At 50.6% G+C, this 26,370-nt stretch carries 26 protein-coding genes; 8 read left to right on the top strand and 18 right to left on the bottom strand.

The window, feature by feature from the left end; all coding sequences use genetic code 11:
- Nucleotides 1-11: 11 nt before the first annotated feature.
- The 8 genes from rpsI to recA form a co-directional block, all read right to left on the bottom strand.
- Nucleotides 12-398 carry a 30S ribosomal protein S9 gene (rpsI, locus tag JT719_RS09755; protein ID WP_207432808.1) on the bottom strand — a complete coding sequence of 129 codons (387 nt, stop codon included), beginning with the start codon at nt 396-398 and terminating at the stop codon, nt 12-14.
- Nucleotides 399-411: 13 nt separating this feature from the next.
- The gene (gene rplM, locus JT719_RS09750) at nt 412-861 is read right to left on the bottom strand and encodes a 50S ribosomal protein L13 (RefSeq protein WP_207432807.1); all 450 of its coding nucleotides are present in this window, start codon (nt 859-861) and stop codon (nt 412-414) included.
- Between the two features lie 693 nt (nt 862-1,554).
- On the bottom strand, nt 1,555-2,268 hold the full coding sequence (locus JT719_RS09745; RefSeq protein WP_207432806.1) for an RluA family pseudouridine synthase: 714 nt from the start codon (nt 2,266-2,268) through the stop codon (nt 1,555-1,557).
- Between the two features lie 168 nt (nt 2,269-2,436).
- Nucleotides 2,437-3,573: a sensor histidine kinase gene (locus JT719_RS09740; RefSeq protein ID WP_341350751.1), complete on the bottom strand. Its 1,137-nt coding sequence runs from the start codon at nt 3,571-3,573 to the stop codon at nt 2,437-2,439.
- Complete coding sequence (locus tag JT719_RS09735) at nt 3,548-4,237, bottom strand: response regulator transcription factor (RefSeq protein WP_207432805.1); 690 nt, start codon at nt 4,235-4,237, stop codon at nt 3,548-3,550. The genes JT719_RS09740 and JT719_RS09735 overlap by 26 nt, the downstream gene beginning before the upstream one ends.
- Nucleotides 4,238-4,546: 309 nt before the next feature.
- Nucleotides 4,547-4,933: a hypothetical protein gene (locus JT719_RS09730; RefSeq protein WP_207432804.1), complete on the bottom strand. Its 387-nt coding sequence runs from the start codon at nt 4,931-4,933 to the stop codon at nt 4,547-4,549.
- Between the two features lie 55 nt (nt 4,934-4,988).
- Nucleotides 4,989-5,720 carry a DUF3108 domain-containing protein gene (locus JT719_RS09725; protein ID WP_242693120.1) on the bottom strand — a complete coding sequence of 244 codons (732 nt, stop codon included), beginning with the start codon at nt 5,718-5,720 and terminating at the stop codon, nt 4,989-4,991.
- Nucleotides 5,721-5,956: 236 nt separating this feature from the next.
- Nucleotides 5,957-6,991 (bottom strand): recombinase RecA, encoded by a 1,035-nt coding sequence (gene recA / locus JT719_RS09720; RefSeq protein WP_207432801.1) that lies wholly within the window; start codon nt 6,989-6,991, stop codon nt 5,957-5,959.
- Between the two features lie 557 nt (nt 6,992-7,548).
- Here recA and JT719_RS09715 point away from each other — a divergent pair.
- The gene (locus JT719_RS09715; RefSeq protein WP_242693119.1) at nt 7,549-8,718 is read left to right on the top strand and encodes a hypothetical protein; all 1,170 of its coding nucleotides are present in this window, start codon (nt 7,549-7,551) and stop codon (nt 8,716-8,718) included.
- A gap of 44 nt (nt 8,719-8,762) precedes the next feature.
- On the opposite strand, the gene JT719_RS09710 is transcribed toward JT719_RS09715, so the two are convergent.
- A complete protein-coding gene (locus tag JT719_RS09710; RefSeq protein ID WP_207432800.1) occupies nt 8,763-9,356 on the bottom strand; it encodes a GNAT family N-acetyltransferase in 594 nt (197 codons plus the stop codon).
- Between the two features lie 165 nt (nt 9,357-9,521).
- Between JT719_RS09710 and JT719_RS09705 the strand changes: the two genes are divergently transcribed.
- Entirely contained in the window at nt 9,522-10,445 is a 924-nt protein-coding gene (locus tag JT719_RS09705) for a TIGR02587 family membrane protein (protein WP_207432799.1), read from the top strand.
- Nucleotides 10,446-10,460: 15 nt separating this feature from the next.
- Complete coding sequence (locus tag JT719_RS09700; RefSeq protein WP_207432797.1) at nt 10,461-10,838, top strand: hypothetical protein; 378 nt, start codon at nt 10,461-10,463, stop codon at nt 10,836-10,838.
- Between the two features lie 89 nt (nt 10,839-10,927).
- Here JT719_RS09700 and JT719_RS09695 read toward each other — a convergent pair whose 3' ends face one another.
- From JT719_RS09695 to JT719_RS09655, 9 genes are all read right to left on the bottom strand, one after another.
- The gene (locus tag JT719_RS09695; protein WP_207432796.1) at nt 10,928-11,356 is read right to left on the bottom strand and encodes a hypothetical protein; all 429 of its coding nucleotides are present in this window, start codon (nt 11,354-11,356) and stop codon (nt 10,928-10,930) included.
- Nucleotides 11,357-11,609: 253 nt separating this feature from the next.
- A complete protein-coding gene (locus JT719_RS09690; protein ID WP_207432794.1) occupies nt 11,610-12,575 on the bottom strand; it encodes an AAA family ATPase in 966 nt (321 codons plus the stop codon).
- A 10-nt stretch (nt 12,576-12,585) separates the two neighbouring features.
- Nucleotides 12,586-13,938, bottom strand: coding sequence for a peptidylprolyl isomerase (locus tag JT719_RS09685; protein WP_207432793.1), 1,353 nt, complete (start codon nt 13,936-13,938; stop codon nt 12,586-12,588).
- Between the two features lie 112 nt (nt 13,939-14,050).
- Nucleotides 14,051-16,345, bottom strand: a complete 2,295-nt coding sequence (locus JT719_RS09680; RefSeq protein WP_207432792.1) for a peptidylprolyl isomerase — start codon at nt 16,343-16,345, stop codon at nt 14,051-14,053.
- Nucleotides 16,346-16,558: 213 nt separating this feature from the next.
- Nucleotides 16,559-16,969 carry an ATP-binding protein gene (locus JT719_RS09675; RefSeq protein WP_207432791.1) on the bottom strand — a complete coding sequence of 137 codons (411 nt, stop codon included), beginning with the start codon at nt 16,967-16,969 and terminating at the stop codon, nt 16,559-16,561.
- Nucleotides 16,962-17,300 carry an STAS domain-containing protein gene (locus tag JT719_RS09670; protein WP_062544051.1) on the bottom strand — a complete coding sequence of 113 codons (339 nt, stop codon included), beginning with the start codon at nt 17,298-17,300 and terminating at the stop codon, nt 16,962-16,964. Before JT719_RS09670 ends, JT719_RS09675 begins: the two co-directional genes overlap by 8 nt.
- A gap of 20 nt (nt 17,301-17,320) precedes the next feature.
- A complete protein-coding gene (locus tag JT719_RS09665) occupies nt 17,321-19,351 on the bottom strand; it encodes a PP2C family protein-serine/threonine phosphatase (protein ID WP_341350750.1) in 2,031 nt (676 codons plus the stop codon).
- Between the two features lie 664 nt (nt 19,352-20,015).
- Complete coding sequence (gene guaB, locus JT719_RS09660) at nt 20,016-21,485, bottom strand: IMP dehydrogenase (protein ID WP_207432789.1); 1,470 nt, start codon at nt 21,483-21,485, stop codon at nt 20,016-20,018.
- A 137-nt stretch (nt 21,486-21,622) separates the two neighbouring features.
- Entirely contained in the window at nt 21,623-21,943 is a 321-nt protein-coding gene (locus JT719_RS09655; RefSeq protein WP_207432788.1) for a rhodanese-like domain-containing protein, read from the bottom strand.
- 160 nt (nt 21,944-22,103) lie between these two features.
- Between JT719_RS09655 and pnuC the strand changes: the two genes are divergently transcribed.
- From pnuC to JT719_RS09630, 5 genes are all read left to right on the top strand, one after another.
- On the top strand, nt 22,104-22,715 hold the full coding sequence (pnuC, locus tag JT719_RS09650; protein ID WP_207432787.1) for a nicotinamide riboside transporter PnuC: 612 nt from the start codon (nt 22,104-22,106) through the stop codon (nt 22,713-22,715).
- A 236-nt stretch (nt 22,716-22,951) separates the two neighbouring features.
- Complete coding sequence (locus JT719_RS09645) at nt 22,952-23,818, top strand: phosphatase PAP2 family protein (protein WP_207432786.1); 867 nt, start codon at nt 22,952-22,954, stop codon at nt 23,816-23,818.
- Between the two features lie 226 nt (nt 23,819-24,044).
- Nucleotides 24,045-24,797, top strand: coding sequence for a DUF2490 domain-containing protein (locus JT719_RS09640; protein ID WP_207432784.1), 753 nt, complete (start codon nt 24,045-24,047; stop codon nt 24,795-24,797).
- A gap of 151 nt (nt 24,798-24,948) precedes the next feature.
- Nucleotides 24,949-25,464, top strand: a complete 516-nt coding sequence (locus JT719_RS09635; RefSeq protein ID WP_207432783.1) for an AAA family ATPase — start codon at nt 24,949-24,951, stop codon at nt 25,462-25,464.
- A gap of 12 nt (nt 25,465-25,476) precedes the next feature.
- On the top strand, nt 25,477-26,358 hold the full coding sequence (locus JT719_RS09630) for an aldose 1-epimerase family protein (protein WP_207432782.1): 882 nt from the start codon (nt 25,477-25,479) through the stop codon (nt 26,356-26,358).
- The last annotated feature ends 12 nt before the right edge of the window (nt 26,359-26,370 follow it).

Below are 26,370 nucleotides of genomic sequence, written 5' to 3'. Positions count from 1 at the left end.
CTGATGATATATTAACGTTTAGAGAACTGGAAGGAACGACGGGCTTTACGCTTACCGAATTTCTTACGCTCCACCATACGTGGGTCACGCGTTAAGAATCCTTCTTTTTTCAGGGCCGGACGGGTCTCTGCGTTGTCTTCTACCAATGCTTTGGTGATAGCCAAACGAAGGGCCTCTGCCTGACCGGCAACGCCACCGCCTTTGATGTTCGCCTTAATGTCGTATTTGCCAACCGCATCAATCAGCGCCAGAGGCTGCTGAACAATGGTTTGCAACACTTCACTAGGGAAGTATTCCTTAATATCTCTATCGTTAATAGTGATATTCCCTTGCCCTGACGTCATGTAAATGCGCGCCACCGAGGTTTTTCTTCTACCAGATGTATTGAGAACTTCCATTAAATATGTCTAGTTATTTTGTAATTTTTACTTGAACAGGCTGTTGTGCCTCATGTGGATGCTCAGCGCTGGCATACACGTACAGATTGCGGAACAACTCACGGCCCAGACGGTTCTTAGGCAACATACCTTTCACCGCGCGCTCTACCAACAAAGTAGAAGATTTAGCTTTCAGCTCACGAGGAGTGAACGTGCGCTGACCACCTGGATAACCAGTGTGCGTCACGAAAGTCTTTTTGTCCCACTTCTTACCGGTCATGCGAACTTTGTCAGCATTGATCACGATCACGTTATCGCCGCAGTCAGCGTTAGGCGTGAAAGAAGGTTTGGTTTTACCGCGAAGGATCATCGCGATCTGAGAGGCCACACGGCCAAGGGTTGAGTCTCCGGCGTCTATCACTACCCAGCCTTTAGAAGCGGCCGCCTTATTAACTGATAGCGTCTTATAACTTAAATGGTCCATTGTAAATGGTTAACAAGTGAAAAAATTTGAATGCTTTTTCTTAAAAATGGTCACAAAGATACAAGCTTTATTTTTGGCGTGCAACAGTAAACTAATTTATTCCCCTGAAAATCAAGGGAATTTGCCCCGCGTACGCACAGCCAGATGTTATAGACAGGCTAAGGATGAAGAAGTTAAGTTCAAAGGAGTAGGCGTTTTACGCCCGTTTTCCCGAAAAGGAGCTCAAAACCATCTGGGCTCACCAGATTAGGGATCTCATCCTTGAAAGCAAGATGACCTGAGTCTATTCCGTTACCTTCTCTTTTGACTGGCGCGAGATTGAAATCTTGTGACAAAGGATAATGCGAGTCTCCAGACTCGCCGGGGACCACTGGTTAATAGTCCGTTTTATCTGGAGTGACGCTGAGGCTGAATTCAAATTAATGAATCCGGAAATGCGCCTTATTGCGTCAAATCAGAGTTATTGACTTTACACAATGGTACTTTGCTTCCTTAGTGGTAATTGAAAGCTGATTCAAGAAAGTTAATCGGGTGAAGTCGCCCAGCAAACCTGGTTTCGCTGCGGTGCAGCGAGGGTAGTCAGAGACTACCCTGCATCTGTAGGCACGAGTCAGAGACTCGCGCCAGCGAAAATTATTGAAAAGGTTATTACAACAATCAACAATCAACAATCAACAATCAACAACCAGGCTCTTACCCGTTCTTCCGGAGCAGCTTCAGCAAGACATCAAAATCCTTGGGGTAGTCTGCGGTGACTAAAATGGGCTCGCCATTTAGTAAAGTAAAGCCTAGTTGGTAGGAGTGGAGGGCGAAGCGCTTGATCAAAGGCTGTTCCTCGGTGTTCTTGGCCAGGTTGAATTTGCGTTTCAGGCTGGAAAGGTAAAGCGGTTCGCCGCCGTACATCTCATCCTGCACAATGGGAGCTTTCAGGTAAGAAAGGTGCAGCCTTATTTGGTGCATGCGGCCGGTGATAGGCTTGCACTCCACCAGCGTATGACGCCCGAATTTCTCCAAGGTGGTGAAATAGGTCTGGGCCGGTTTGCCCTTGGGAGACAGTTTGGCAATTCCTTTCAGGCCGGGCTGGATGGCGCGGTCTACCAATTGGTTCTCATAATCATGGCTTCCCCAGGCTACCGCATGGTAAATTTTCTGCACCTGGCGGTTCTCAAACTGCAGAGAAAGGTGGCGGTACGCCTCCGGGTTCTTCGCGATGGCCAGACAGCCCGAGGTTTCCTTATCCAGCCGGTGGCAGGCCTGGGCATCTGAGTGGTATTGGCGGGCTAGCGTAAGTAAGTTGGTGGCGTTAAGGGAGCGGTCTTCCAGCGTGGCCAGAAAAGGAGGTTTGTTGACTACAATGTAATCGTCGTTTTCAAAAATAATTAAGTCGCGGAATGCGGGTACCTTCATAGAAATGGATGTGTGACAGCCAACCGATTAGCCGTTTTTGCTCTGCTTTTACGAAAGCAGGCCTAAAACGGCGACCAGGCTGAATTGACCACAAAGGTACCTATTATTTTTGGCTTCTGACCATGGCTGTTTCTGGCCTGGTTTACCCTAAACAAGCCAGAAACAGAATCAATACTTCATCTTGGTGAGCTTGAACCGCAGAGTGGTGCCCTGGCCTACCTCACTGGTAACCACAATGGTAGATTTGTGCGCCTCCACAATGTGCTTGGAGATGGCTAGTCCCAGACCCGAGCCTCCGCCCGAGACATCACGGGTGCGGCTTTTGTCTATGCGGTAGAAACGCTCAAAAATGCGGTTGAGGTGCTCTTTGGGAATACCCGGGCCGTCATCGCGCACGGTCACCATGGTTTTCTTTTTGCCATCCTGGAACGAGAGCCAGATGTTCCCGTTTTCCAGGCCGTACTTAATAGCGTTGTCAATCAGGTTGATCAGGACTTGTTTGATACGGCCCCGGTCAGCGAACACCTCAAAGGTTTCCTCCGGTGAGTTGGTGAGGTGAACGGTAATGTTACGGGAGCCGGCCTTGCCCTCCAGTTGCTCAAACACCTCCTGGCCAATTTCATTCAGGTCAAAGGGCGTTTTCTTCATCTGGATCACGCCTTTCTCCAGCTGCGAGATGGTGATCAGGTCCTGCACCAAGGTGTCCAGTCCATCAAGGCTGCGGGCGGCTTTTTTCAGGAATTTATCGCGCACGCGCTCATCGTCCATGGCACCGTCCAGCAGCGTGTGAATAAAGCCTTGGGCGGCAAAGATGGGGGTTTTGAGTTCGTGGGAGACATCGGCCAGGAACTCGCGGCGCATGGCCTGCAGGCGTTTCAGTTCCTCAATCTCTTTCTGGTTACGCTCAGCCAAGAGGTAGATCTCGTCTTTGATGCGCTGCAAAGGATCTGGCCGGAAAAGGAATTTGCTGCTCATGCGCTTGAATTCCTTCCGTTTGAATTTCTCCAGACCGGCGTAAATGTTGTTGATTTCCCGGAAGATGAGCGCTTCATAGGAGAAGTACACCAGCAGGAAACAAGATGAGAAGGTAAGCGCCAGGGCCAATACCCGCTGCTTGAACTCCAGGTAAGGCGAAACGCCCAAGTAGGTAGCAATGATCAACGCCACCAGTACCGAGATGATAAGGGCAATTTTCTGAGAACTCAGTTTCAGTTCTTTCTGCGTGTTGGCCGATACCGCCGGGGCAGCAGGTTTAGGCGGTGTTTTTGCCGAAACCTGCTTAATCTGTGTTGAATTTGTATCCAACTCCTTTGATGGTTTTGATCTGGTCTTCACCAATTTTCTCCCTCACTTTCCTGATGTGCACGTCTACGGTACGGGCAATCACAAACACATCGTTCCCCCAGACGTTGTTCAGCAACTCGTCACGGCTAAACACTTTGTTAGGGGTATTGGCCAGAAACGCTAGTAATTCAAATTCCTTTTTAGGCAGGGTGATTTTCTGATCGCCTTTATGCACAATGAAACTGGTACGGTCAATGCGCAAGCCGCCAATCTCAATGACCTGCGCCTGCTCTGGTTGATTGTTGTCGCGGCGAACGTAGGCGCCCAACCGGCTAATGAGGGCTCTGGGCTTGATGGGCTTCACAATGAAGTCATCGGCACCGGCGTCAAAAGCGGCTACCTCAGAGAACTCCTCGGAGCGGGCCGTAAGGAACAGAATGTGGGTATCTTTGAACTTGGGGTTCTCGCGCAGTTGGCGGCAAGCGGTAATGCCGTCCATCACGGGCATCATCACGTCCAGGAGAATGATGTCTGGATCTACTTTTTTGGCCACGTCCAGGGCCTGCTGGCCGTTCTCAGCGTGGGCTACTTCGTAGCCTTCTTTCTCCAGGTTGTACTGCAGCAGTTCCACGATGTCCGGATCATCGTCTACTACCAGAATCTTGTATTTAGCCTGCGTTTGCATAAAACATGCGTTAAATGGGAAATGCGTTTCTCTCGTGGCTAGTCTCTTTGAAACCTCAGGAAACAGCGCTCAAAGCGAAACATGAAAAGCGCTTCCTCTTAATTCCGAAACAAATATAGGGATTAGTTAGTGGCCGCCATTTCTTTTACCTGCTATGAACCATTTAGTAACAATTTCTTAATCTTAAACGACTTCTGTAGCGCAAGGCAGGTTTATTTTAAGCCTGTTTCCCAGAAAAGAGGCCTAAAACAGAAAGACGCTGCAAGGTTGTTTGCAGCGTCTTTCTGTTTTTATGGGGGAGGGGAATGGTCAGTCTCTGATGCTGGCAATCTTGCCGTTGAAGAAACTATATGAAATTTCAGTCCTTCCAATTTTGGTCAGTCGCCCATCTATATTGTAGGATATCTCTTCCGACCCTATTTTGTTGATACGTCCATGGATGTCGTAGGCGATCTCTACTTGCCCTATCTTCCGGACACGACCGTGTATATCATAGTCAATTTCTCCATTGGCCTTGATAGCGTAACCTGTTATCTTTCCTTCCTGGGACAGTAAGATGTGAAAGTCAGTTTTTTCTACCTTGAAGCTTATATCGCCTCTTTCAGACAGAAAAGCGGTGGCACTACTCTGGGCGCTGGCGTTCCCAACAATCAACAGAAAAAAGGTAAATACGAGTAAGGTAAAGCAGTTTTTCATAGTCTAATATAGTTTGGGATGAACCAAGCATAAATTAGACCAACTATCAAATCCGCTATTTAACCACGTTCAGTTTGCCTTTCAAGCCGCTGTATTTGTACAGGTCCACTTTCACGGAACCCACAAACATCTCGGCCTGGAACATCACCGGGATTTTGTTTACGTCATCAGAGAAGTACACAGAGATAGCATCTTCGCCGTCAAACAATTTGTTTCTGGGCATTCTGGGAACTAGGCGGTGGGCTCTGATTTTACCGGCTTTGGTGTCTACGGTGGTTACACCGCGGTACGTTACAGTCATGTCAAACACCTCATCGCCCAGAAAGCCTTGCATCTTAATGGTTTGGCCGGGTTTGTAACTGTCCAGGTTAAGGGTGCGCAGGTAGTAAAAGCCGCTTACCATATCCTGGGCGTTGTCTGGCACTTTGAACACCTGGTTTTTCTTCTCGTCACGGCTGTCATTCACCGTTACCAGGTCTTTCTGGTGGTCAAAGTCGGTGGTCTCTTTGCGGCGGTACCGGCCTTCTTCAATGTTGCGGTAGAAGCGCAGCGGCAACATGGAGGAAGTGTCAATGAACGAGCTCCAGGTGTCGCGCACGCGGTGGAAGAAGTCAAAGGAGCCAACGGTTTTACCCGTTACCGTAGCCTGGTAGCAGGGGCGGTTGTTGATGCGCTGAAGATTATTGGCCACGTGGATGGTAGCCTCACCGGCATTGATGATGCCGTAATGCACTTTGTATTGCAACACCTCGCCGGGACCAAAGCTGTCGTTCTTGACAGTTCGCATGGTATCATTCAGGGCGAAGCCACTCAAAACCAATCCCAATAAAGGTAATACTAGTAGTAGTTGATGTTTAATTCGCATAAGCCAATCTTTCCTGTATACCTGCGGCTATTCAAATGTCGTACCAAACCCGGCGGTGGGTGAGGCCATGTACACAAATGTATAGGTTTTCAGGTGGAACTCAATTTAAACAGAAACGGCACCTTAAAAGGTGCCGTTTTGTAAAAAAATGTATGAGCTTATTCGTTGTCTTCCAGGGCGGCGGCCACTTTCTCAGGCTCACCTTTCACCATGTTACGAATCTTGGTCTCAATTTCCTGCATCAGTTCCTCGTTGTCCAGCAAGAACTGCTTCACAGCGTCGCGGCCTTGGCCTAAACGGTCGCCGTTGTAAGAGAACCAGGAACCTGATTTCTGTACTACGCCCAGTTCAACACCCAGGTCAAGAATCTCGCCTACTTTGGAGATACCTTCGCCGTACATGATGTCAAACTCCACTACTTTAAACGGAGGCGCCACCTTGTTTTTCACCACTTTTACTTTGGTGCGGTTACCGGTGATGCTATCAGGGCCTTCTTTGATCTGGCCAATGCGGCGGATATCCAGACGCACAGAAGCGTAGAACTTCAGGGCGTTACCACCGGTAGTGGTTTCTGGGTTCCCGAACATCACCCCAATCTTCTCACGCAACTGGTTGATGAAGATACACAAGCAGTTGGTTTTGTTGATGGTACCTGTCAGTTTACGCAGGGCCTGAGACATCAAACGAGCCTGAAGACCCATTTTGCTCTCACCCATGTCGCCTTCCAGTTCACCTTTAGGAACCAGAGCGGCCACTGAGTCAATCACGATGATATCGATAGCACCTGAGCGGATCAAATGGTCGGCGATTTCCAGCGCTTGCTCACCATTGTCTGGCTGGGCAATCAGCAGGTTCTCCGTATCTATTCCTAATTTCTCAGCGTAGGTTTTGTCGAAAGCGTGCTCGGCATCAATGAACGCGGCCAGGCCACCTTGCTTCTGTGCTTCTGCAATGCAGTGCATGGTAAGGGTGGTTTTACCGGAAGATTCTGGTCCGTAGATCTCCACCACACGGCCGCGAGGAAGACCTCCAATACCCAGGGCAATGTCCAAGCCCAGGGAGCCAGTAGAAATGGCTGGAACGTCCTCCACCTGGTTATCGCTCAGCTTCATAACCGTACCTTTACCGTAGGTCTTGTCCAGCTTGTCGATAGTGAGTTGGAGCGCTTTCAATTTTTCGCTGTTTACACTCATGTCTGTGTTTTCTTTGCTTAATTTTTGATGAATTTACGACTTCCTGAGCCAATCTGCAAGCGCTAACCGCGGCGTTTCAGCTGCTTTCCAGACTTATTCCGGAGGTGTATATAGGAAACACCCAAAGTACCGGATTTGTGCCAAGATTTACTAGTTTTTTTAGTTATTTTTTCTGCTTCATTGCTATCTAAAATAGCAAACAATAGGCTCCAGAGGAACCCACAGGTAAGCAGGAAGTTACGTAAAAAAGCTTTTCCTGGCTTCTTTCTCAACAAATCTGGAGGCATATTAGTTACAAGACTCAGCAGTTATTTTGCTTCTGGAGCGCCCAAAAAGCAGGCGTAGCATGGCGTTCTTTTTTAGGCTTGGTTTGGGTAAACCGGGCCAGAAACAAGCCTGGCACCAAGGCTGAGACGGCCTGGCGGAATGCCGCCTCTTTTCTTTTCTTCCTGTTTTTGTCTACCTTTCGAGATACGGTGGGCCAGATTTCCAGGACAGGTCTCACCTTTCTCTCTTTTAGTGGATCCCTGTACAGAATAGGGCACAAACGTATTGCTATGTCTAAAAAGTGGCTTCTGATAGCGGTAGGAGCATTATTTGCGGGTCAGACTTCCTTTGCGCAGTTAAACAACCAAGCCCTGGAGTTCAGGCAACCGGTAAAACCAGAGCAGGCCGGTGAGCTGCAGTTGGGGATCAATGCTTTTGGCTACCAGAAGAACAACGAGTACTTCAATGACATCGCCGAGGGGTATACCTTATTTGGGTACCACTTAAACCCGCGCCTGGTTTATTTTGCTTCGTCTACCGTGCGCATAGACGCCGGGGTGCAGTTGCAGAAAGACTTCGGGACACGCAAGTACTCATTGGTGCAGCCCACGTTCACCATCCGGTACGAGAAAGATGACATGGCGCTGCTGTTCGGGAACCTGGAAGCCAACGTCAACCACGGGTACATAGAGCCGCTGTATGACTTTGAGCGCGTGATCACCAACCGGCTGGAGAACGGGATCCAGTTCCTCCTGAACAAGCCGGGCGTGAAGCTGGATGCCTGGATTGACTGGCAGCGGTACATCCGGCGCATGGATCCGTTCCAGGAAGAGGTTGCCGGCGGAGCTTCTTCTGAAATCACGCTCTACAGAACGCCGGTTTCTTTGGGTTCATCGGGAAACAGCCCCGAAACGGAAACGTACATCGGTCTGCCGCTGCAGTTCACCGCCCAGCACCGCGGCGGCCAGATTGACGATACTGAGCTGCCGCTGGTTACTTTGGTAAACGGAGCCGCCGGTCTGGTCATCCGGAAGAATTATGACAAGAAGTTTCTGAAGGCGCTGCATTTTCAGCCGTACGTGGTGGGCTGGAAAGATTTCTCTAATGAGAAGAACCGGCCTTTTCAGCAGGGGACCGGGCTGTACCTGAACGCGGGCATTGATACCAAATACCAGAACGTGATGCTGAGTTACTGGCGCGGCAACGGCTATTACGCTGAGTTAGGCGGCAAGCTCTTCCAATCGGTTTCCACCAACTTCAAAACCCCGGATTACACCAATAAACTACGGCACGTTCTGATTGTACGGTTCATGCATGACATCCAACTCATTCAGGGGTTGTCTTTGACCCTGAGGCTTGAGCCGTACCTTGATCTGGAGAACCCGGCGCTGGAGTTTTCCAACAGCTTGTATCTGAACTTCAACTCAGACTTCTTCCTGGCCAGGCTCCGGAAAAGGTAGCTCTGTTTCAGGGCTGATTTTCGGGAAAGACCTCTAAAACCCCGCTAAAGCAGAGTTACCATAGCGTCTTCTTTTTTCAATTGATACACCTGGAGCGGCCGAGGCGGCAGCGTGGGATGATCTGATACTACGGGCGTGTAAGACTTGATGAGGGTAAAGCCCGAGCGTTTTGCCACGCCCTGGCTCCGGTTGTTTTCCTCGGCGCAGCGCAGATTCACTGCCTCCATGTGCAACACCTGAAAAGCGTAGCGCATGATGGCTTTAAGGGCCTCGGTGGCAAATCCTTTGCCCTCGGCCTGGGCACCTAAGTAATAGCCTACCTCGGCAAAGGGTTTCCCGCGGGCCAGCCGGCGTAAGGTGATGTCGCCAATATATTCGCCGCCCTCTTTCCGCCAGATCCCAAAGCTGTACATGTCACCTACCTTGTGCTGGGAGGTGAACACCCTGAGCCTGTTCTGGGCATCTTCTAAAGAAATGACGGCCGTGGTACGGTCGGGGAAATCGGGCATGAGCCGTTCCCGGTTTTTCTGCAACAGTTGCCAAAACTCCAACGCCATCTCCTGGGTGTAGGGCCGTATCCAAAGCCTTTCGGTAGAAAGTTCCGTGCTGGTGGCAGAAGTAGTAAGCGATGACTGCATAGAAATACAAACTTAAGACTTGTTTGTACGAGACAAGTCCCGCGCAGATTCTTAAAATAGAGAATTTGTGTAGGGCTTTGCAGAGTTCGTCTCTTACCTGCCAACACACTGTAAAAGAACACCAGTAGCCGAATAAACGTAGACAACACCCGTCCTTGCCAGAACTTGGATGGGGGTTACGGTTTAAACGGAGGCTGGGGCATGCGGGTAAAAAGCACTACGCAATCATTGAAGGAGTACGGAAGGGGAATCATAGGAGGCCTGTTGTTCAGCTTGCCTATGCTGTACACCATGGAAGTCTGGTGGACCAGCTTTGAGGTGTCTCCGTGGCAACTGGTGCTCTATGTGGTGGTCACCTTTGTCTTGTTGCTGGGCTACAATACCTATGCCGGACTAAGAGCCAGTGCCTGTTGGGAAGAAGTGGTGGTAGACTCGGTGGAGGAGATGGGCATTGGGCTGGTGCTGTCTTTTCTGTTCCTGTGGTTGCTGGGGCAGGTTGATTTAGACGAGATGTCATTGGAGCGGATTGTGTACATGACCGTCATAGAAGCCATGCCCGTGGCCATTGGAGTGTCTGTGGGAACGGCTCAGTTGGGTTCGGCAGGGGAAGACGAAGAAGAGGAAGACACAGAGAAAGCGCCCACCGCCAGTGAGTTTTTCAAGCAAGACGGCGGGCAGTCTTCTACCAAGGAGCAGATTTTCCTGGCCACTTGCGCCGGCATGTTGTTTGGAGCCCACATTGCCCCCACAGATGAGGTAATGGTCATTGCCACAGATGTCACGCCGCTTCAGTTGCTGCTGATGTTTTTGGTATCCTTGCTTATAACCGGGGGCATTCTGTTTTACGTGGGGTTCAGGGGAGCTTATGAAACGCCGGCCAATGAACTTCCTAGCGCATTAGAGGTCATCTGGGGGCTAAGCATCACGTATGCCTCGGCTTTTTGCGTTTCTGCGGGAGCGTTGTGGTTTTTCGGGCGGTTTGAAGGAAACGGTTTCCAAATATGTGTTGAAGCAACAGTAGTACTGGCCATGGCTTCTGCCTTAGGGGCAGCGGCCGGGCGTTTCTTATTAGACCAGGAATATAAATAATAGATGCAAGCACAAATGAATAAGAATAAGCTGGAGTGGGTGGTGTTTGGCGCCAGTGCCCTGCTTATTCTTGCCTTGATTGGATACCTGGGAGTAAAAGCCGTTTCCTACAAAGACACCCCGCCCGATCTGCGGGTGAAAGCCCAACCCGAGCAGGATAAACTCAACCGGAATATCTACCGCTTAGAACTCATCAATGTAGGAGAGCAAACCGCCGAGAATGTAACCGTGGAAATCACGCTGCAACAGAACGGAAGAGAAGTAGACAAGGCAGAAACCACTTTCCCATTGGCACCCAAAGAAAGTAAGCAGGAGGCTTGGGTCACGTTCCGGGCAGAGCGGCAGGAAGGACAAAAACTGAAAGTGCAGATTCTGGGGTATAATAAGCCATAAACGGGCTGGGGGTTGAAGATCAACTGAATCTTCAACCCCCAGCCCGTTTGGTATCTATGCAGAGGTCAGTTCCTCTGTAATTTGTTGCCTTATTGTTTCAGGAAAGGGTAGTTGTATTGCAGAGGGCTGCCCAGTTGCTGCAGGCGGGCAATTACTTCCATAGAGTGGGCAATTTCATTGAAGTATTCTAACCGGCGGATCAGTTGCTCTTTCATCAGTACGGTTCCCTCTGGAGTGCGGATGTAAGCCCGTTTGTCTTCCAGAATTCTGTGCATTACCTCAGACACGCGTTTGCCCTCTCTCATGTACAGGTCATGGAATTCAACCAGTGCGTCAAAACCACCCCGGGTTACCTGGCAGGGAAAGCCAGCGTTGGTCAGGACATCGCACAGCAGGTTCACCTCCAATGGCATGGAGATGTGGTAAGGAGTGGTGCGTACATCCAGCCCTCGCTTAATGTAGGAGAAGATGGTTTCCAGGTTTCTTTCAAAGCGTTCGTACAGAGCTGCTGCTTCCATGAGGTAGAATAGATTTTAAATCAGGGACAAAAATAAACAAAGCTTCCTCTTTTTCACTAACCCATTACGGTGAAAGGCAGAGGAAGCTTTGCTGTTTTAAAGTTGTTTTCTGAAAAAGAGGACTGAAACGGAAACTGCTCTTCTTTTGCTTTAGCCAGTTAGCCAATAGAGCAACCCGGCAGGTGGTTTCCTGCTAACGCCGATGCACCCTTTGGTTTTGCGCCTGCTTTCTTCAAAAAGGCGCAAAAACAGTTTAGAGTAACCCTTGGATGATCTGCTCTACGGTAATGCCTTCTGCCTCAGCTTTGAAGTTTCGAACCAAACGGTGGCGCAGAATTGGCACGGCCACGGCCTGCACGTCTTCAATATCTGGGGAGTACTTGCCCCTGATGAGAGCATTGCACTTAGCGCCCATAATCAGGTGCTGCGAGGCGCGTGGCCCGGCACCCCATTCCAGGTACTGGTTTGTTTGCGTACCCGCCATTTGGGTATTAGGCCGGGTTTTATGTACCAGCTTCACCGCATATTCCACCACGTTGTCGGTTACCGGCACGCGGCGTACCAATTGCTGAAAAGCGGTGATTTCCTCGGCGTGTAAGATAACAGTAGGGGTATGCTTGCGGTCACCGGTGGTGTTCTTGACAATCTGCAGCTCGGCCTCGTAGCTAGGGTAGGAGAGGGCCACATGGAACATGAAGCGGTCTAGCTGAGCCTCTGGCAATGGGTAGGTTCCTTCTTGCTCAATGGGGTTCTGGGTGGCCAGCACAAAGAACGGACGAGGCAGGTTGTAATGGTGCCCGGCTACCGTTACCGAGTATTCCTGCATGGCCTCCAACAGCGCCGCCTGGGTTTTAGGCGGCGTCCGGTTGATCTCATCGGCTAGAACGATGTTGGCGAACACCGGGCCTTTCACAAACTGGAAATGGCGGTTCTGGTCCAGCGTTTCTGAGCCCAAAATGTCAGAAGGCATCAAATCTGGGGTGAACTGAACCCGGTTGAACGAAAGATCCAGGGAGTTGGAGATGGTCTGGATCAGGAGGGTCTTGGCCAGACCCGGTACTCCCACTAAAAGACAATGCCCCTGACAAAAAACAGCAGTCAGCACCAGTTTTACCACTTCTTCCTGGCCAATAATGGTTTGGGAAATCTCGGTGGTCAGACGCTTGTAGGCATGGTGAAGCGCATCTGCAGCTTCTTTGTCAGAGGCAAATGAAGGCATAATAGGGGATTTAGTCGTCTAAACTACAGGTTTTGAAATCTGGAACGATGTCAATAAACACCGTTTCTTTATTTTTTTCAAACCACTCGTTAATGGCTCGGTTACGCTTGTCGGCCAGGGCGGCAGCGGCAATCTTTTGATAGTCGTCTTGCAAGTTGGCCTGGTGCGGCGTAGACTTTGACTTGAGGTAAAGAATACGCATGGCCTCTTTGCCATCCTCGGTACGGTACGGAAGCGGCCCGCTGATAGAACCTACCTGCATGGTATCAATCACGAAGAAAACAGACGGGTCCAGCTTGTCTACCGGAATGTAGGTGGTAGGGCTGTTGGGCAAAGTGATCATCCCACCGTTGCCTTTGGTAGCCATGTCGTCTGAAAATTCTTTGGCCGCTTTGGCGAAAGAGATGCTGTCTGCCTGAATACGGGTACGGATGCTGTCCAGCAAGTGAGCGGTTTGCTGCACGTCTACCTGGGCAGTGGCCGGTTTGATGAGGATATGGCGCGTGTTGAATTCTTCGCCGCGGCGCTCAATCAGCTGGATAACGTGGAACCCGAACATTGACTCAATCACCGGAGATATCTCGCCGGGCTGCAGTTTCAAGGCTGCTGCTTCGTACTCAGGTACCAGTTCACGTTTCTTGAAGAAGCCCAACTCTCCGCCCTGCGCACCAGAACCAGGGTCCTGTGAATACTGGCGGGCCAGCGTGGCAAAGTCTTCTCCGGCTACAATGCGCTTCCGGATGGCTTCTAACTGCTCACGGGCGGCTTGCTTCTGAGCGGTTCCAATCTGCGCGATCTTCACAATCTGCCCAACTTCCACCTCGGTAGAAAAGTATGGTAAGCTGTCTTTAGGAATACGGTTGAAATAGCGTTGTACCTCTTTAGGCGTCACCTTGATTTTACCGGCAATCTCCCGCTCCATTTTCTGCACGGTCAATTGCTCGGTCAGGCTGCGGCGCAGATCGCTTCTGATCTCGCTCATGGGCTTGTTGTAGTACTCCTCCAGGCGCTCTGGGCTACCAATCTGGGCAACAAACTGGTTTAAACGTCCTTCCAACTCAGCGTTGATGGTGCTTTCCTCTACAATCACAGAATCCACCTCGGCACGGGCTAGCAACAGTTTGTTCTGCACCAAAGACCGCAGAATCTCGCAACGCAGGGTTGGAGACTTGTAGCCCTGGCTCACCGCGTTGGCGTGCTGGAACTCCAACTCTGAACGCAGAATGATGTGTCCTCCCACCTTGGCCACAATGTTGTCTACCAACGTGGCCTGCTGGGCTTCTGCCTGTTGCGCAAAGGAGGCCAGAACGCAAACAGTTAGAATGGTTTTAAAAAAAGAAGAAATAGATATTCTGATTTTCATGTTACTCTGTATAGCGGTAGCTTTCTATAGAACCGCTTCTCTTGCAAAATAGTATAGTCGTGAACAGACAAAGCTAGGTAAACCGCTCCACTAAAGGAAACTTCTGTCCGGCTTACTTCTTAATAAGCTTCTGCACTTCTGGCTGATTGACACTCACCGGATATTTCTGGCGCAGTTCTTTGATCCATTCCTGCTCCAGGAAGTTCTGGTAATCTGAGATGACCACCCCGCGGGTTTCACTCAACTTCTTAGGAGTTGGAGCCTCTACCTGCTCAATCTTCACCCAGGTTGGTCTGCCTTCATGAGTGAGGTTGTAGGTGCCCGGTTTCCAGGTAACGCCATCCAGCATCTTGTTTTCGCCGCGCTGGAACTTACGCGAGGTAACTTGCAGGGCCAGTGGGTTGCTTTGGTTCAGTTGCTCTGCCAGGGCCTGCAGATCTGAAGAATATACAGTGAGGGCTACTCTGCGGGCGTTACGGGAACTGGCAGACTGGCCAGCGGCTGGCACCAACTCAATTTTCTCTTTGTCAACTCCTTTCTGCAGCAAATAGTTCTTCACGGCAGTGGCCCGGCGGGTGGGCAGGTTCGCGTTCTTTTTGTTGGTGGCCTCGCGGGAATCCAGGTAGCCGGTTAACTCCAGGGAAAGCGATGTGTCTGCCTGCATGGCGGTTGCTAATTGGTCTAACTGGGCTTTCCCGGCCTTAGAAAGATCATCGTTCCCAAAGGTGAAGGTAAGATCTGCCTGCCTGTTGCGCACCGACTGGAATCTGCCTTGCTCCAACTGGGCTTTGGCCTGCTCCAGAATTGCCGGGGTGGCAGCGCTCAGAATAGTAGCCTGGGCACGCTCACCCCACATGTATTTGTCTTTGTTGGCCTCAAAGTAGGCTTTCAAACCTGTGGTGTCTTCCACCGCCTTGGCCCATACCTTCTCTTCCATCAGCTGGAACAGCAGAATACCGTCATGGTACTCGTTCACCAGCATTCTGTAGTCTTTGTGTTTTTCCTCCAGGTGCTCGCGCTCATAGTTAAGCAAGCTGGCTTCCACAAAGCGGTCGTACAGCAGGTTCATGGCGTGAGCGGGAGAAGCGTTCTGTCTTGGGCGTTGGTTTGCCTCAATGTAGGTAGCAAAGTTGCCTACGGTGTAAGGTTGGCCGCTGATGGTGAACAACGTAGCAGCAGGCAGGTTCTTTGGCTCTGCCGGAACGTTGAATTTCCATTTGCCACTTAACAAAGTAGAATCTGCCAGGCGAAGGGTAGCTTCTTTGATGGTCTGGTTCTCCTGGAATTTGTTTTCGGTTTTGATGCGGCGCAGGAACGCAGCTTTGTTCAGTTCTGAACGGGAATCTTTGGCAATGCGGTTACGGAGCGAGGTTTCCATCTCCTCATACGTAGGCAGTTCTTTGCGCTCCAGCAATTTGATGATGTGCCAGCCGTACGGAGTTTGCACTGGCGCTGAGATTGCTCCTGGCTTGGCCAAGGCAAAGGCGGCTTCCTCAAAAGAAGGAATCATGCGGCCGGTGCCAAACCATGGCAGCTCCCCACCGTTGTCAGCTGAGGCTGCGTCTTCAGAGAACTGGGAAGCTAATCTGTTCCAGTCTTCCTTGCGCTGTACGCGGCTGTAGATCTCGTCTATTTTTTTCTTGGCGGTCACTGAGTCTGCCTTAGGCAAACCCTGCTGAGCACGCACCATGATGTGGGCCACTTTGATTTCACCCTGGGCCGGACGTACCTCGTTCACTTTGATGATGTGGTACCCAAAGCGGGTTCTTACCGGCTGAGAAATCTGCCCGGCGGGGGTATTGTAGGCGGCGTTCTCAAACGGATACACCATCTGCAGCGCCGTGAAATATCCCAGGTTGCCGTTGTTTTCCCTGGCCGATGGGTCTTCTGAGAACCGTTGGGCCAGTGCTTCAAACGAGGTTCCGTTTATGGCCTGGTTTCTTAAATCAGAGATCTTTTGGAAAGCCGCCAGCGTGTCTTTAGGATCGGCTTCTGCATCTACGGTCACCAAGATGTGGGTGGCGTTTACTTCTTTTTTCAGGCGCTCGTAGGCTTCCCGCACCAGCTGGTCGGTAACACTTTTCTCTGTTAAGTAGGGTTGCGCCAGTTGATCTTTATACCCGTTCAGCTCGGTTCTGAAAGACTGGGTTGTATCCAATCCCCGGCTTTTGGCCTCGGCCACCTTCAGTTTGAAATTGGTGTAGAGGTTGAGGTACTCATTTACGCTGGCGCTGGTATAGGCACTGTCTGCTGAGCCGTTGTTTTTTTCATAGACATAGGCAAACTCAGATACAGGAACCTTTTCTGGGCCAATGGTAAGCAGAGCGGGTTCAGCTGACTTCTTTTGAGAAGTACACTGGAAGAGGAGCAGGGCGCTTAGGCCCACATACAAAGAAGAAACTCGCATAGGTATCAGCAAAATGCAGGATGTCTGGGTGTCAAGGCTTCCCTAACATTATGCAATTTTACTCATTTTTTTGGAGAGAATGGGCTACTATTGAAAAACATAGTGCCATAGAAAAAGGAGAGGGGAGAACCCACCCCATTTTTGGCATCTTTTGCTCAAAACAGCCCAAAAACTGTTTTTATTGTGCAAAGGATCAAAAATTTACGGGGTGGCTTATTGCAGGTATTTGTGAAGCCGGCAAATATTGGTGGAGCCGTTCACGCTGTATTCTACTTTGTCCATAATGCGGTTAACCAGAGCCACCCCCACGCCCCCTTTTTTCCCTGACCTGATGTTGTCATGGATATTAGGTTCCTTATAGTTTGCCTTCACAAAAGGGGTGCCGTTGTCTTCCAGCTCAATCACGATTTCCTTCTTATCATAATGGATGGAAAGACAAATGAATTTACGGCTGTCTTCCTGGTTGGAGTGGATGATCAGGTTGGCGCAGATCTCGTCTACGGCCAGGATGATCTGGTTTAACGTGATCTCAGACAAATGGGCAGGTAAGAGTGTTTCCGTCACAAACGCGCGGATGGTCTTTAGGTTCTTCCTGTCACAACTGACCCGGATCTTGTTAGTCATTGGCTATGGTCACAGCTTCTTCATAGGAAGAGACAATGGTCATAAGCAGATCTAATCCCAGAATCTCAAATACGTTACGTACCTTCTCTTGCATGTTAAAGAAGATCAGCTTGATCTGCGCGTCTTCAAAGCGCTGCAAATGCGAGATGAACACGCCCAGGCCCGCAGAGGAAATGTAGTTGAGGTTCTTGCAGTCAACCAGAATTTTGCCAAACATCATGATGCTGGGATTGGAAAGCTCTTCATCCAGCAGCACAGAGGAACTGGCATCTAACTCACCATCCAGGCTGATGGTGATAGTGTTGTCGGTAATAGTATGTTTTATCTTCATCGTGCTTCTTTACGAATCCTCTAAATATTAGGTTGACGGTGTTTAAACTTGATTACGAGCAGAGTCTGGTCATCGTGCAGGGTGTCATTGCTGAAGTCGTTGACATCGTTGATGATAGCGCTTTTAATGTCCTCTGCCTCTAAATGATACGTTTGGGAAAGCATGTATTTGAGACGTTCCTCGCCGTATTCATCCTGCCGTTCATTGCGGGCTTCCACAATGCCATCTGTGTAGATGACCATCACATCTCCGGGGTTGTAATCATAGTGGAGGCGGTGAATGCGCTTGGCGTAGGAGGCATCCCTGATAATGCCCAGACCCAACCCTTCTGTCTGGAAATAGAACGTATCTTCCATCATAGAGTTGTAGTAAAGTGTGTGGCAATGGCCCGCCCGGGCAAAGGAAACCCCCTGCATCTTGTAATCAATGATATACAAGGCTGAGGTGATGAACGATGTTCTCTCCAGGCAACGGCTCAGGGCACTGTTGGCCTGCACCATGAACTCGTCTGGCAACAGGTCCTGCTGCATGAGGCCGTGGAAAATCCCTTTCATCTGGGCCATGTGAAACGCCGCGGAAATCCCTTTCCCAGACACGTCTCCAATGATGATGGCAATGCGCGACTCGCTCAGTTGCAGGTAATCATAGAAGTCGCCTCCCACTTCTTTGGCGGCCTGGGAGTAGGTGCTGATCTCAAACCAGGTATCGGTGGGGAAGGTCTTGGGGTTCAGGCGGTCCTGTACCAAACTGGCAATCTTGAGTTCTTCTTTGTAGCGCTCGTTCTGCAATGATTCTTCCATGAGCCGCAGGTTCTCAATGGTAAGCACCGTTTGGTTTGCAAAAGATTGCACCACGCTCACGGTATCTGGATCAAAACCCTGCTCTACTTCCAGCAAAAGGTATAAGTAGCCATACCGGCGCTTGGTGGAGGCCAAGGGAACTACCAGCAATGAGTTGTACGGGCTGTTCAGGTTCCTGAACTCTGGGTGTAGGTTAAGGTCTCCGTTGATGTACACATTGTCTCGGGCGGTTTTGTCCTCCTCATGCACCAGGGTGACAATGGCTTTCACCATGGCCTGTACATCGTCATCGGGGGCAATCTCTCTGAACCTGGAGGGGTCTGTATACTTTTGCTCACCTATCTCCAGCCAGCCCGCATCTGCCCCGGTGGCTTTGGTGGCGCTTTCAAACAGAAGCTGATACACTTCCTGTTCGCTCTGGCCTTGCTGAATAGTGTGGCTCAACCGTTGGAAACTCAGCAGGTCGGCGTTTTTCTGCTCAAATACTTTAGAAGTGGGCAAACTGAACAAGGCCACCAGCAAAGACGCCAAGGCATAGAGCAGCACGAACGCAAGGGTAAGCAGGATGAACGGATTGTCTGTGTAGTCTACCACCAGTTCAGGAGAGTCTGCATAGCGGAAGAGGAAGTTGACAAACAGTACCCCAGAAAGCAAAATGGCCGTGAGCAGGAAAATGCTTCCCCATTTCTTGTCCAGGCTTAGGAGGGCCACCCACCTGAGGTGCACACTCATGTACAGGCTGTACAGCAGAAGCAGGCCCAGATCCAGGATCAGGAAGATGTGCTGCATGTACTTCACGTTCAGTAAAGGCACCAACAGCGTGAGATAAACCAGTATCTCAAACCATTTCCATTGCGCTTGCAGGTCTTTGGTCTTGTGGTAAAGAATGAATTGCCGCCACGTATAGAACCCTTTTCCCAAAAAATACACCAGAAACCCAAAGAGGATCTGGTAAATGATATCCAGCAGGTAAGGGCTGTTGATCCATTGTTGGTTCAGGCCGGGGTAGCCAATGTACAGCAGCATACAGACGTACGCACCCAGGCCTCCTTTTACAAAGAGGTTCCAAAGCGGAGACGTGAACTCTGCGTTACGCTGCACCGGCACGTTGCACCGCTGGTACAGAAACACAGAAAGAATGAAGAGCACAGAAAGCACGTTGTTCAGGTAAGGGACTGCGGCATTGGCAACTCCCTCATGCCCTTGGCGGGCCAAAAACAACACATTCACCAATAGAAGCACCCAGCTCACGCATCCGGTAAAAAAAGATAACCGCTTTATAGTTGTGTCTTGGGGCATTGGTGACGTTGCCTGCTGGTGGTGTTTAGGTGTTAGATTTGGGTGAATACGAGAATTTTTTAAAAGTAACTAAAAAAAAGTTATGTTCTTCAAACCTGTCCGAAATCAGATTTTTCTAGTGATTCAATTGCTCTGGTAAATGCATTGAGCCAATAAAAATAGAAAGGATTCCAAAAAAATGAGCGCAGGGGTAACTAGAAAACACAAAGCCGAAAAGAAAAATTCTCAGGTTGCGCAAAGGTGGGAGCAAAGATGATCTGGCTGCTCAAACCCGCTTTTACGCCTGGTTTTTGACGGGATTGATCGCTTTTATTTCTTCAAGTTGCTATGAATAAATGTCTTGTGGGAAATGTGGCCTGATATAGCAGAGGCTTGGAAAAAGGCTACTGCCAACGGAGCGCTTGATTAACACCTGCATTTTAGTATTCAGGAAAGCCGCAGATGCAGGGTGGTTAAAGTGCTGAAGCTTATTATCTTCTTGACTTCCCGGTAGAATAAAAGGTACATGGGTTAATTAGATGCTAATCTCTCCGCGATAATCTTAAAGAAAAAGCTCTGCCCAAAAAGAATTGAGCAGAGCTGAGTATTTTCTGAAAGAAACTACCAAAAGAGGTGATTAGCGGCTGTAGTTAGGCGCTTCACGGGTGATCTGTACATCGTGCGGATGGCTTTCGCGCAGACCGGCTCCGGTGATTTTCACCATTTTGGCTTTCTTCAGGGTTTCAATGTCTGGAGCACCGCAGTAGCCCATACCAGCCTTCAAGCCACCTACCAGTTGGTACAGCACCTCGCCGGCCAGGCCTTTGTATGGTACGCGGCCCACAATGCCCTCGGGCACCAGTTTCTTCACATCGTCCTCGGCATCCTGGAAGTAGCGGTCTTTAGAACCTTCGCCCATGGCTTCAATTGAGCCCATACCACGGTAGGTTTTGAATTTACGACCTTCAAAGATCTGCATGTCACCGGGGGCTTCCTCAGTACCCGCTAAAAGTGAACCGATCATGATGGTGCTGGCACCGCCGGCAATGGCTTTCACAATGTCGCCGGAGAATTTGATACCCCCGTCGGCAATCACTGGTACGCCGGTTCCTTCCAGACCTTTCACGGCTTCAATCACGGCAGAAAGCTGCGGTACCCCAATACCAGCAATGATACGGGTAGTACAGATAGAACCAGGACCAACGCCCACTTTCACGGCATCGGCGCCGGCATCGGCCAGGGCGCGGGCACCTTCGGCGGTAGCCACGTTTCCGGCAATCAGGTCCACGTGCGGGAACGCGTCTTTGATTCTACGTACCGCATCCATCACGCCTTTGGAGTGTCCGTGGGCAGTGTCAACGCTGATCACGTCTACGCCAGCCTCTACCAGAGCGCCTACGCGGTCCAATACATCCGGTGTTACCCCAACGGCAGCTCCCACGCGTAACCGACCGAATTCGTCTTTGCAGGCGTAAGGGCGGTGCTTTCTTTTCAGGATGTCTTTATAGGTGATCAGACCCACCAACACGCCGTTGTCGTCTACCACGGGCAGTTTCTCAATCTTGTACTCCTGCAGAATGTCCTCGGCTTTGTCCAGCTCAATGCCTTTGGGGGCCGTTACCAGGCGGTCTTTGGTCATGATCTCAGAAACCTTCACCGAGTAGTTTTTCTCGAACCGAAGGTCACGGTTGGTGATGATGCCTACCAGTTTCTTATCAGCGGAAACCACCGGAATACCGCCAATCTTGTGCTCCTTCATGATCTGCACGGCATCGCCCAGGGTGGCGTGCTCGTTCAGCGTAACGGGATCCAGGATCATGCCGCTCTCAGAGCGTTTCACCTTGCGCACCTGCTCGGCCTGCTGCCGGATGCCCATGTTTTTGTGGATGAACCCGATACCGCCTTCCTGCGCCATGGCAATAGCCATATCTGCCTCGGTCACGGTATCCATGGCCGCCGACACAATAGGAATATTTACCCTGATGTTGCGGGTGAGTTGGGTGGAAGTATTCGTGTCTTTGGGAAGTACCTCAGAATAAGCGGGTAAGAGAAGAACGTCGTCGTAAGTCAGGGCTTCGAACAACAAATTGGGAGCGTGAGACTGCATGGCAAATAGCGTATATGGTATTTGCCACGTAAAATTAAGGGAAAAGTTGAATATCCTAGTGTGTGGAGAAAAACTTTCTTTACCAAGGCTACCGTTTTGTGCCTCATTTACTTAAAAAAGGCCAAAATCGGTTTCGTTTAGTATACCGGAAAAGTAGGGTCTACTTCCTGCGCCCAGGCATGTACGCCGCCCTTGAGGTTCAGCAGGTTGTTGAAGCCGTGGCGCTGTTGCAGGAACATCAACGCCTGCGCACTTCTGAAACCGTGGTGGCAGATGAGCACCGTGGGCGTTTCCTTGTCTAGGCTAGCTGCTTGTTTGGGAATCTCACCAAGGGGAATCAGTTGGCCGCCCAGATTGCAGATTGCCCACTCCTGCGGTTCGCGCACGTCAATGAGTTGCAGCGGTTCCTGGCGGTCCAAGCGTTCTTTCAGTTGTTGGGGCGTGATCTCGGGTAGCATAGGGCAAAGATACCCCAAATTATTTTGACGGAAAGGGTTCCTGCCAGGTACAACCAACTCTGAAGCTTCTATTTTTGTGACCTTTACCCATGCTTTCTTCTGTTTTGAGGCACTAATCTGAAAAACAGCCCTAAAACAGAAGCCGGCAAAAAAGCTTTCTATGGATCTTTTCTCCCCAAGCCAATGGGATCTGGCCACTGTCACCGAGGTGACAGGCGTAATCACGGGTTTGCTGTGCGTGTGGCTGGCTGCCCGGCAGAACATCTGGACCTTTCCCATCGCGCTCATCAGCGTGACCCTGTACATTATCATTTTCTACGATGCCCGCCTCTACGCCGATATGGGCCTGCAGGTCATGTTTGCCGGGCTCAACTTTTACGGGTGGTACATGTGGCTGCACAAAGGCAACCAGCGGGCAGAGCGCCCCGTGTCTAAGATGACGTCCCGGCAGTGGGTGTGGCTGCTGGTGTTTGTGCCCTTGTTTACCATTGGCCTGGGTACCTACCTCAAGAATAACACCGATGCCGATTTAGCCTACTGGGATGCCGCCACCACTGCGGTAAGCCTGGGAGCCCAATGGCTCATGAGCCGGAAAAAACTGGAAAACTGGCTGATCTGGATTGCCGTGGATGCCGTGTACGTGCCTATCTATATCTACAAAGAGCTTTATCCTACCGCCGTTTTATACTTTCTGTACCTTGCCCTGGCGTGGTGGGGCTACGTGGACTGGAAGAAAAGCCTGCAGCAGAATCAAGCAGAAAAAGCCGCCTGAGAAACCTGAAAAAATCTGGTAAGTGGGTGGCAGATTAAGGAAGGTCAAGCGGTGGTCTTACCGGTATTGTCCAAACAAAAGCTAGTCAGAAGGGAGTTGATTGATTTCCCGGAGCTTAGATTTTGAATTGGTACCACTTTAAAAAGAAGCCAATAAAAAAGTGTGCGTTAGGGGCAACCCTTTCAATTTTTCTAACGATTAAGCAGATGATAACATTCTCACTCAATAATCGGATTATGAAAAATATTGTACGTCTTTGGCTTGCGCTTACCTTTTGCATTGGCTTGTCTGGCCAGGAGCTGATGGCTCAGGAGGCAGACACCCTGAAAAAGTACCAAGACCCTGTAGTCACCGATACTTTGAAAAAATACCAGGATCCGGTTACCGCTCCTGATACCAAAGCCCCCTTTTTCAAGTCAAAAGCATTCAGAGCCACCATTATTCCCACCATCCTGATTGCCTATGGTCTCACCACCATCAAGGACAACGGTATCTACAGCAGCTATGATGCTAAACGCGACATACAGAAGCATTTTCCTAATTTCCGAACGAGGGTTGACGATGCGCTACTCATTGCGCCGTACGTAGAATTAGCCGCCGCCAACCTCTTCAACGTCAAGTCCAACAATGATTTCCTGAACACCTCCATCCTTATCCTGAAAGCCGAAGCCATCTTTGCGGTCACGGTGTTTGGGATCAAACAGGTCTCTAACCTGGAGCGGCCTAACGGAGAGAACAGAGAATCAATGCCCTCGGGGCACACGGCGCAGGCTTTTTTGGCGGCGTCTATCCTGAACTCAGAATTGAAGCACAAAAGCCCGTGGTACGGCATTGGCGCGTACACCATTGCCACCAGCGTAGGCGCTTTCCGGATGCTCAACAACAAGCACTGGCAGTCTGATGTGTTTGTGGGAGCGGGTATTGGTATGTTGTCCTCGCACTTGGCTTACCTGTCGCACCGGAACCGCTGGGGCCGTAAACCATCCATTGTGCAGGTGTCTCCAACGTACATTTACGGAGTGCCTGGCTTTGCCCTGCGCATGAACCTGGATGATTACGGCAACCGCAAGAAGAGCCAAAGCTACCATAGCCTGGTAAACTAGCTTGCTTTCATAACCTGATTTTAAAATATACTTCCCCAGAAAACCCGCTGCTTTTGTGGCGGGTTTTCTGCTTTTTTTGCCTCTTGTTTGTGGATTCTAGCCTCTTTTTCAGAAAATAACCTAAAAACTACTGCTTCAATTGGCCGTAATCAGATTTTACCTTTTGATTTGCAACCTTAACCCCGCGGGTGAACACCCATCGCCCGGTAGACTGCCCAGTACAACTATGAAAAAACTCTTACTTGTAAGCTTCCTGCTTCTCACTCTTTCGCTTTCAGACGTAATTGCCCAGAACAATCGGCGACATGACACCAACTACAATGGCTGGTTCATGTACTACGGTACGCACCACCTTTCCCACAAATGGGGCCTGCACACAGAATTCCAGTTGCGTAGATATAAAGTAATCACGGAGCCTCAGCAGTTCATGCCCCGGGTGGCGTTGGTGTATAACCTCTCAGAAAGAGCTTCAATAGCGGGCGGGTACGCGTATGTGCACACCTATCCGTACGGAGACAACCCCGCCAGCGATGATTTTCCGGAGCAGCGCACCTACCAGCAGCTGCAACTGAAAGACCAGCAAGGCATCTTTGGTTTGCAGCACCGGTTCCGGTTGGAGCAGCGCTGGATTAAGTTCGCCGGGGCCGAGGACTACACCTACATGAACCGCGTTCGTTACCAGTTCCGCACCACAATTCCTTTGGCGGGCCCAACCCTGGAAGACAAAGAGTTTTACCTGGGCTTGTATGATGAGGTGTTCGTTAACTTCGGGCCGAACGTGACCAACAACATCTTTGACCAGAACCGCGCTTACGCCGCAGTAGGGTACCGTTTCCACAAAGACGCCACGCTGGAGGTGGGTTACCTGCACCAGCACGTGGCGCAACGCAACGGCGTTTGGTTTGAAAACAACCACACCCTGCAAGTAGGCCTAACCTACAACCTGGATTTCCGGAAGAAAACCACCACCGCTCAGTAGAACTTTGCTTCCCACAGGAGCCTGCCTTTTCTGGCTCGTTTTTGAGAAACGAAGGCACAGCTGAATTTTACCTACTTTCGCTTCATCAACTGTTTAGGGCTTGATTTCGGAAAAACAGGCCCCAAACAGGTTTCCATTAAACCCCAGTAGTTTGGTTAAAATAGCGATCACCGGCCCCGAGAGTACCGGGAAATCTACCCTGGCGAGCCAGTTGGCCCATCATTACGGAGCGCCCTGGGTGCCGGAATACGCCCGTACCTACCTTGACTCATTGGGGAGGGCGTACGAAGCCTCAGATCTGGAGGCCATCGCGCGCGGGCAGCTTGCCCTTTGGAAAGCCGAGGCAGAGAAGAATCCGCCGCTGCTTTTCCTGGATACGGAACTGCTGGTACTTAAAATCTGGTCTGAGCACGCCTATGATGAAGTAGCGCCCTTTATTGTGAAAGAGCTCAGAAAACAGGACGTTGACCTGTACCTGTTCATGGACATTGACCTGCCGTGGCAACCAGACCCTCAGCGCGAGCACCCGCACCTGCGCCAGTTTTTCCATGACTGGTACCGGCGGGAGCTGGAACAGTTGGGAGTTCCGTTCGTAGAGATTTCCGGCTCCGCCGATGAACGGCTGCGCAACGCCATCAGAGCCGTTGATCAGGTTCTTCACCCATAAAACTGAATCACTATGAAAACCTCTTTCCTGGAAAACGAATACGTGCGCGTGGGAGTGAAAACTGCGGGCGCCGAGCTGTGCAGCTTCCTGAAAAAAGACGGCGAACGCGAGTACATCTGGCAGGCCAGCCCCGAGTTCTGGAACCGGCACGCCCCGGTGCTGTTCCCAATTGTGGGCCGTTTGCCGCAAGACCAGTACCTGCACAAGGGACAAACCTATTCCTTGCCGCAGCACGGTTTTGCCCGGGACAAAGAGTTTGAATTGGTGCAGGAAGAAGAAAACCGGTTGGTGTACGAGCTAAGGTCTTCAGACGAAACCAAGAAAATTTACCCCTTTGATTTCGCGCTGCGCATTAGCTACACATTGCAGGATCAAACGCTGGAGGTAAGATGGCAGGTAGAGCACACCGGCCAGGGCGAGATGCTGTTCTCAATTGGCGCACACCCGGCTTTTAATGTGCCCATGCAACCCGGCGGCGCGTTTGAAGACTACTACCTGGAGTTCTCCCAACCCGAGACCTTAGCCCGCTACCTGCTGGAAGACGGCACCGGTTTGCAGAACGGCCAAACCGAGCCCGTGCTGGACAACATGGCCATTCTGCCGCTCCGTTACGAGCAGTATGAAAAAGACGCCATGGTGTTCAAGGCTTTCCGCTCAGACCGCGTCACCATCAAAACCGATCAGCATCCGCATTTCGTGCAGGTAAGCTTCCCTAACTTCCCGTACCTGGGCATCTGGACCAAACGCGTGGGCGCGCCTTTCCTTTGCATTGAACCCTGGTGCGGAGTGGCGGGCAGCACCGGCGGTCCCATTGAACTAAGCGAGAAAGAGGGAATTCAGTCTCTGGGCTCCGGCGAAACATTTGAAACCGCTTATACCATTACCATCGGGTAGAGTAGTTTTGGG

The sequence above is a fragment of the Sabulibacter ruber genome, assembly GCF_017355955.1.
Taxonomy (GTDB): domain Bacteria; phylum Bacteroidota; class Bacteroidia; order Cytophagales; family Hymenobacteraceae; genus Nibribacter; species Nibribacter ruber_A.
Note: the sequence above shows the minus strand (reverse complement) of the source record. Positions and strands in the feature narration are given on the sequence as shown.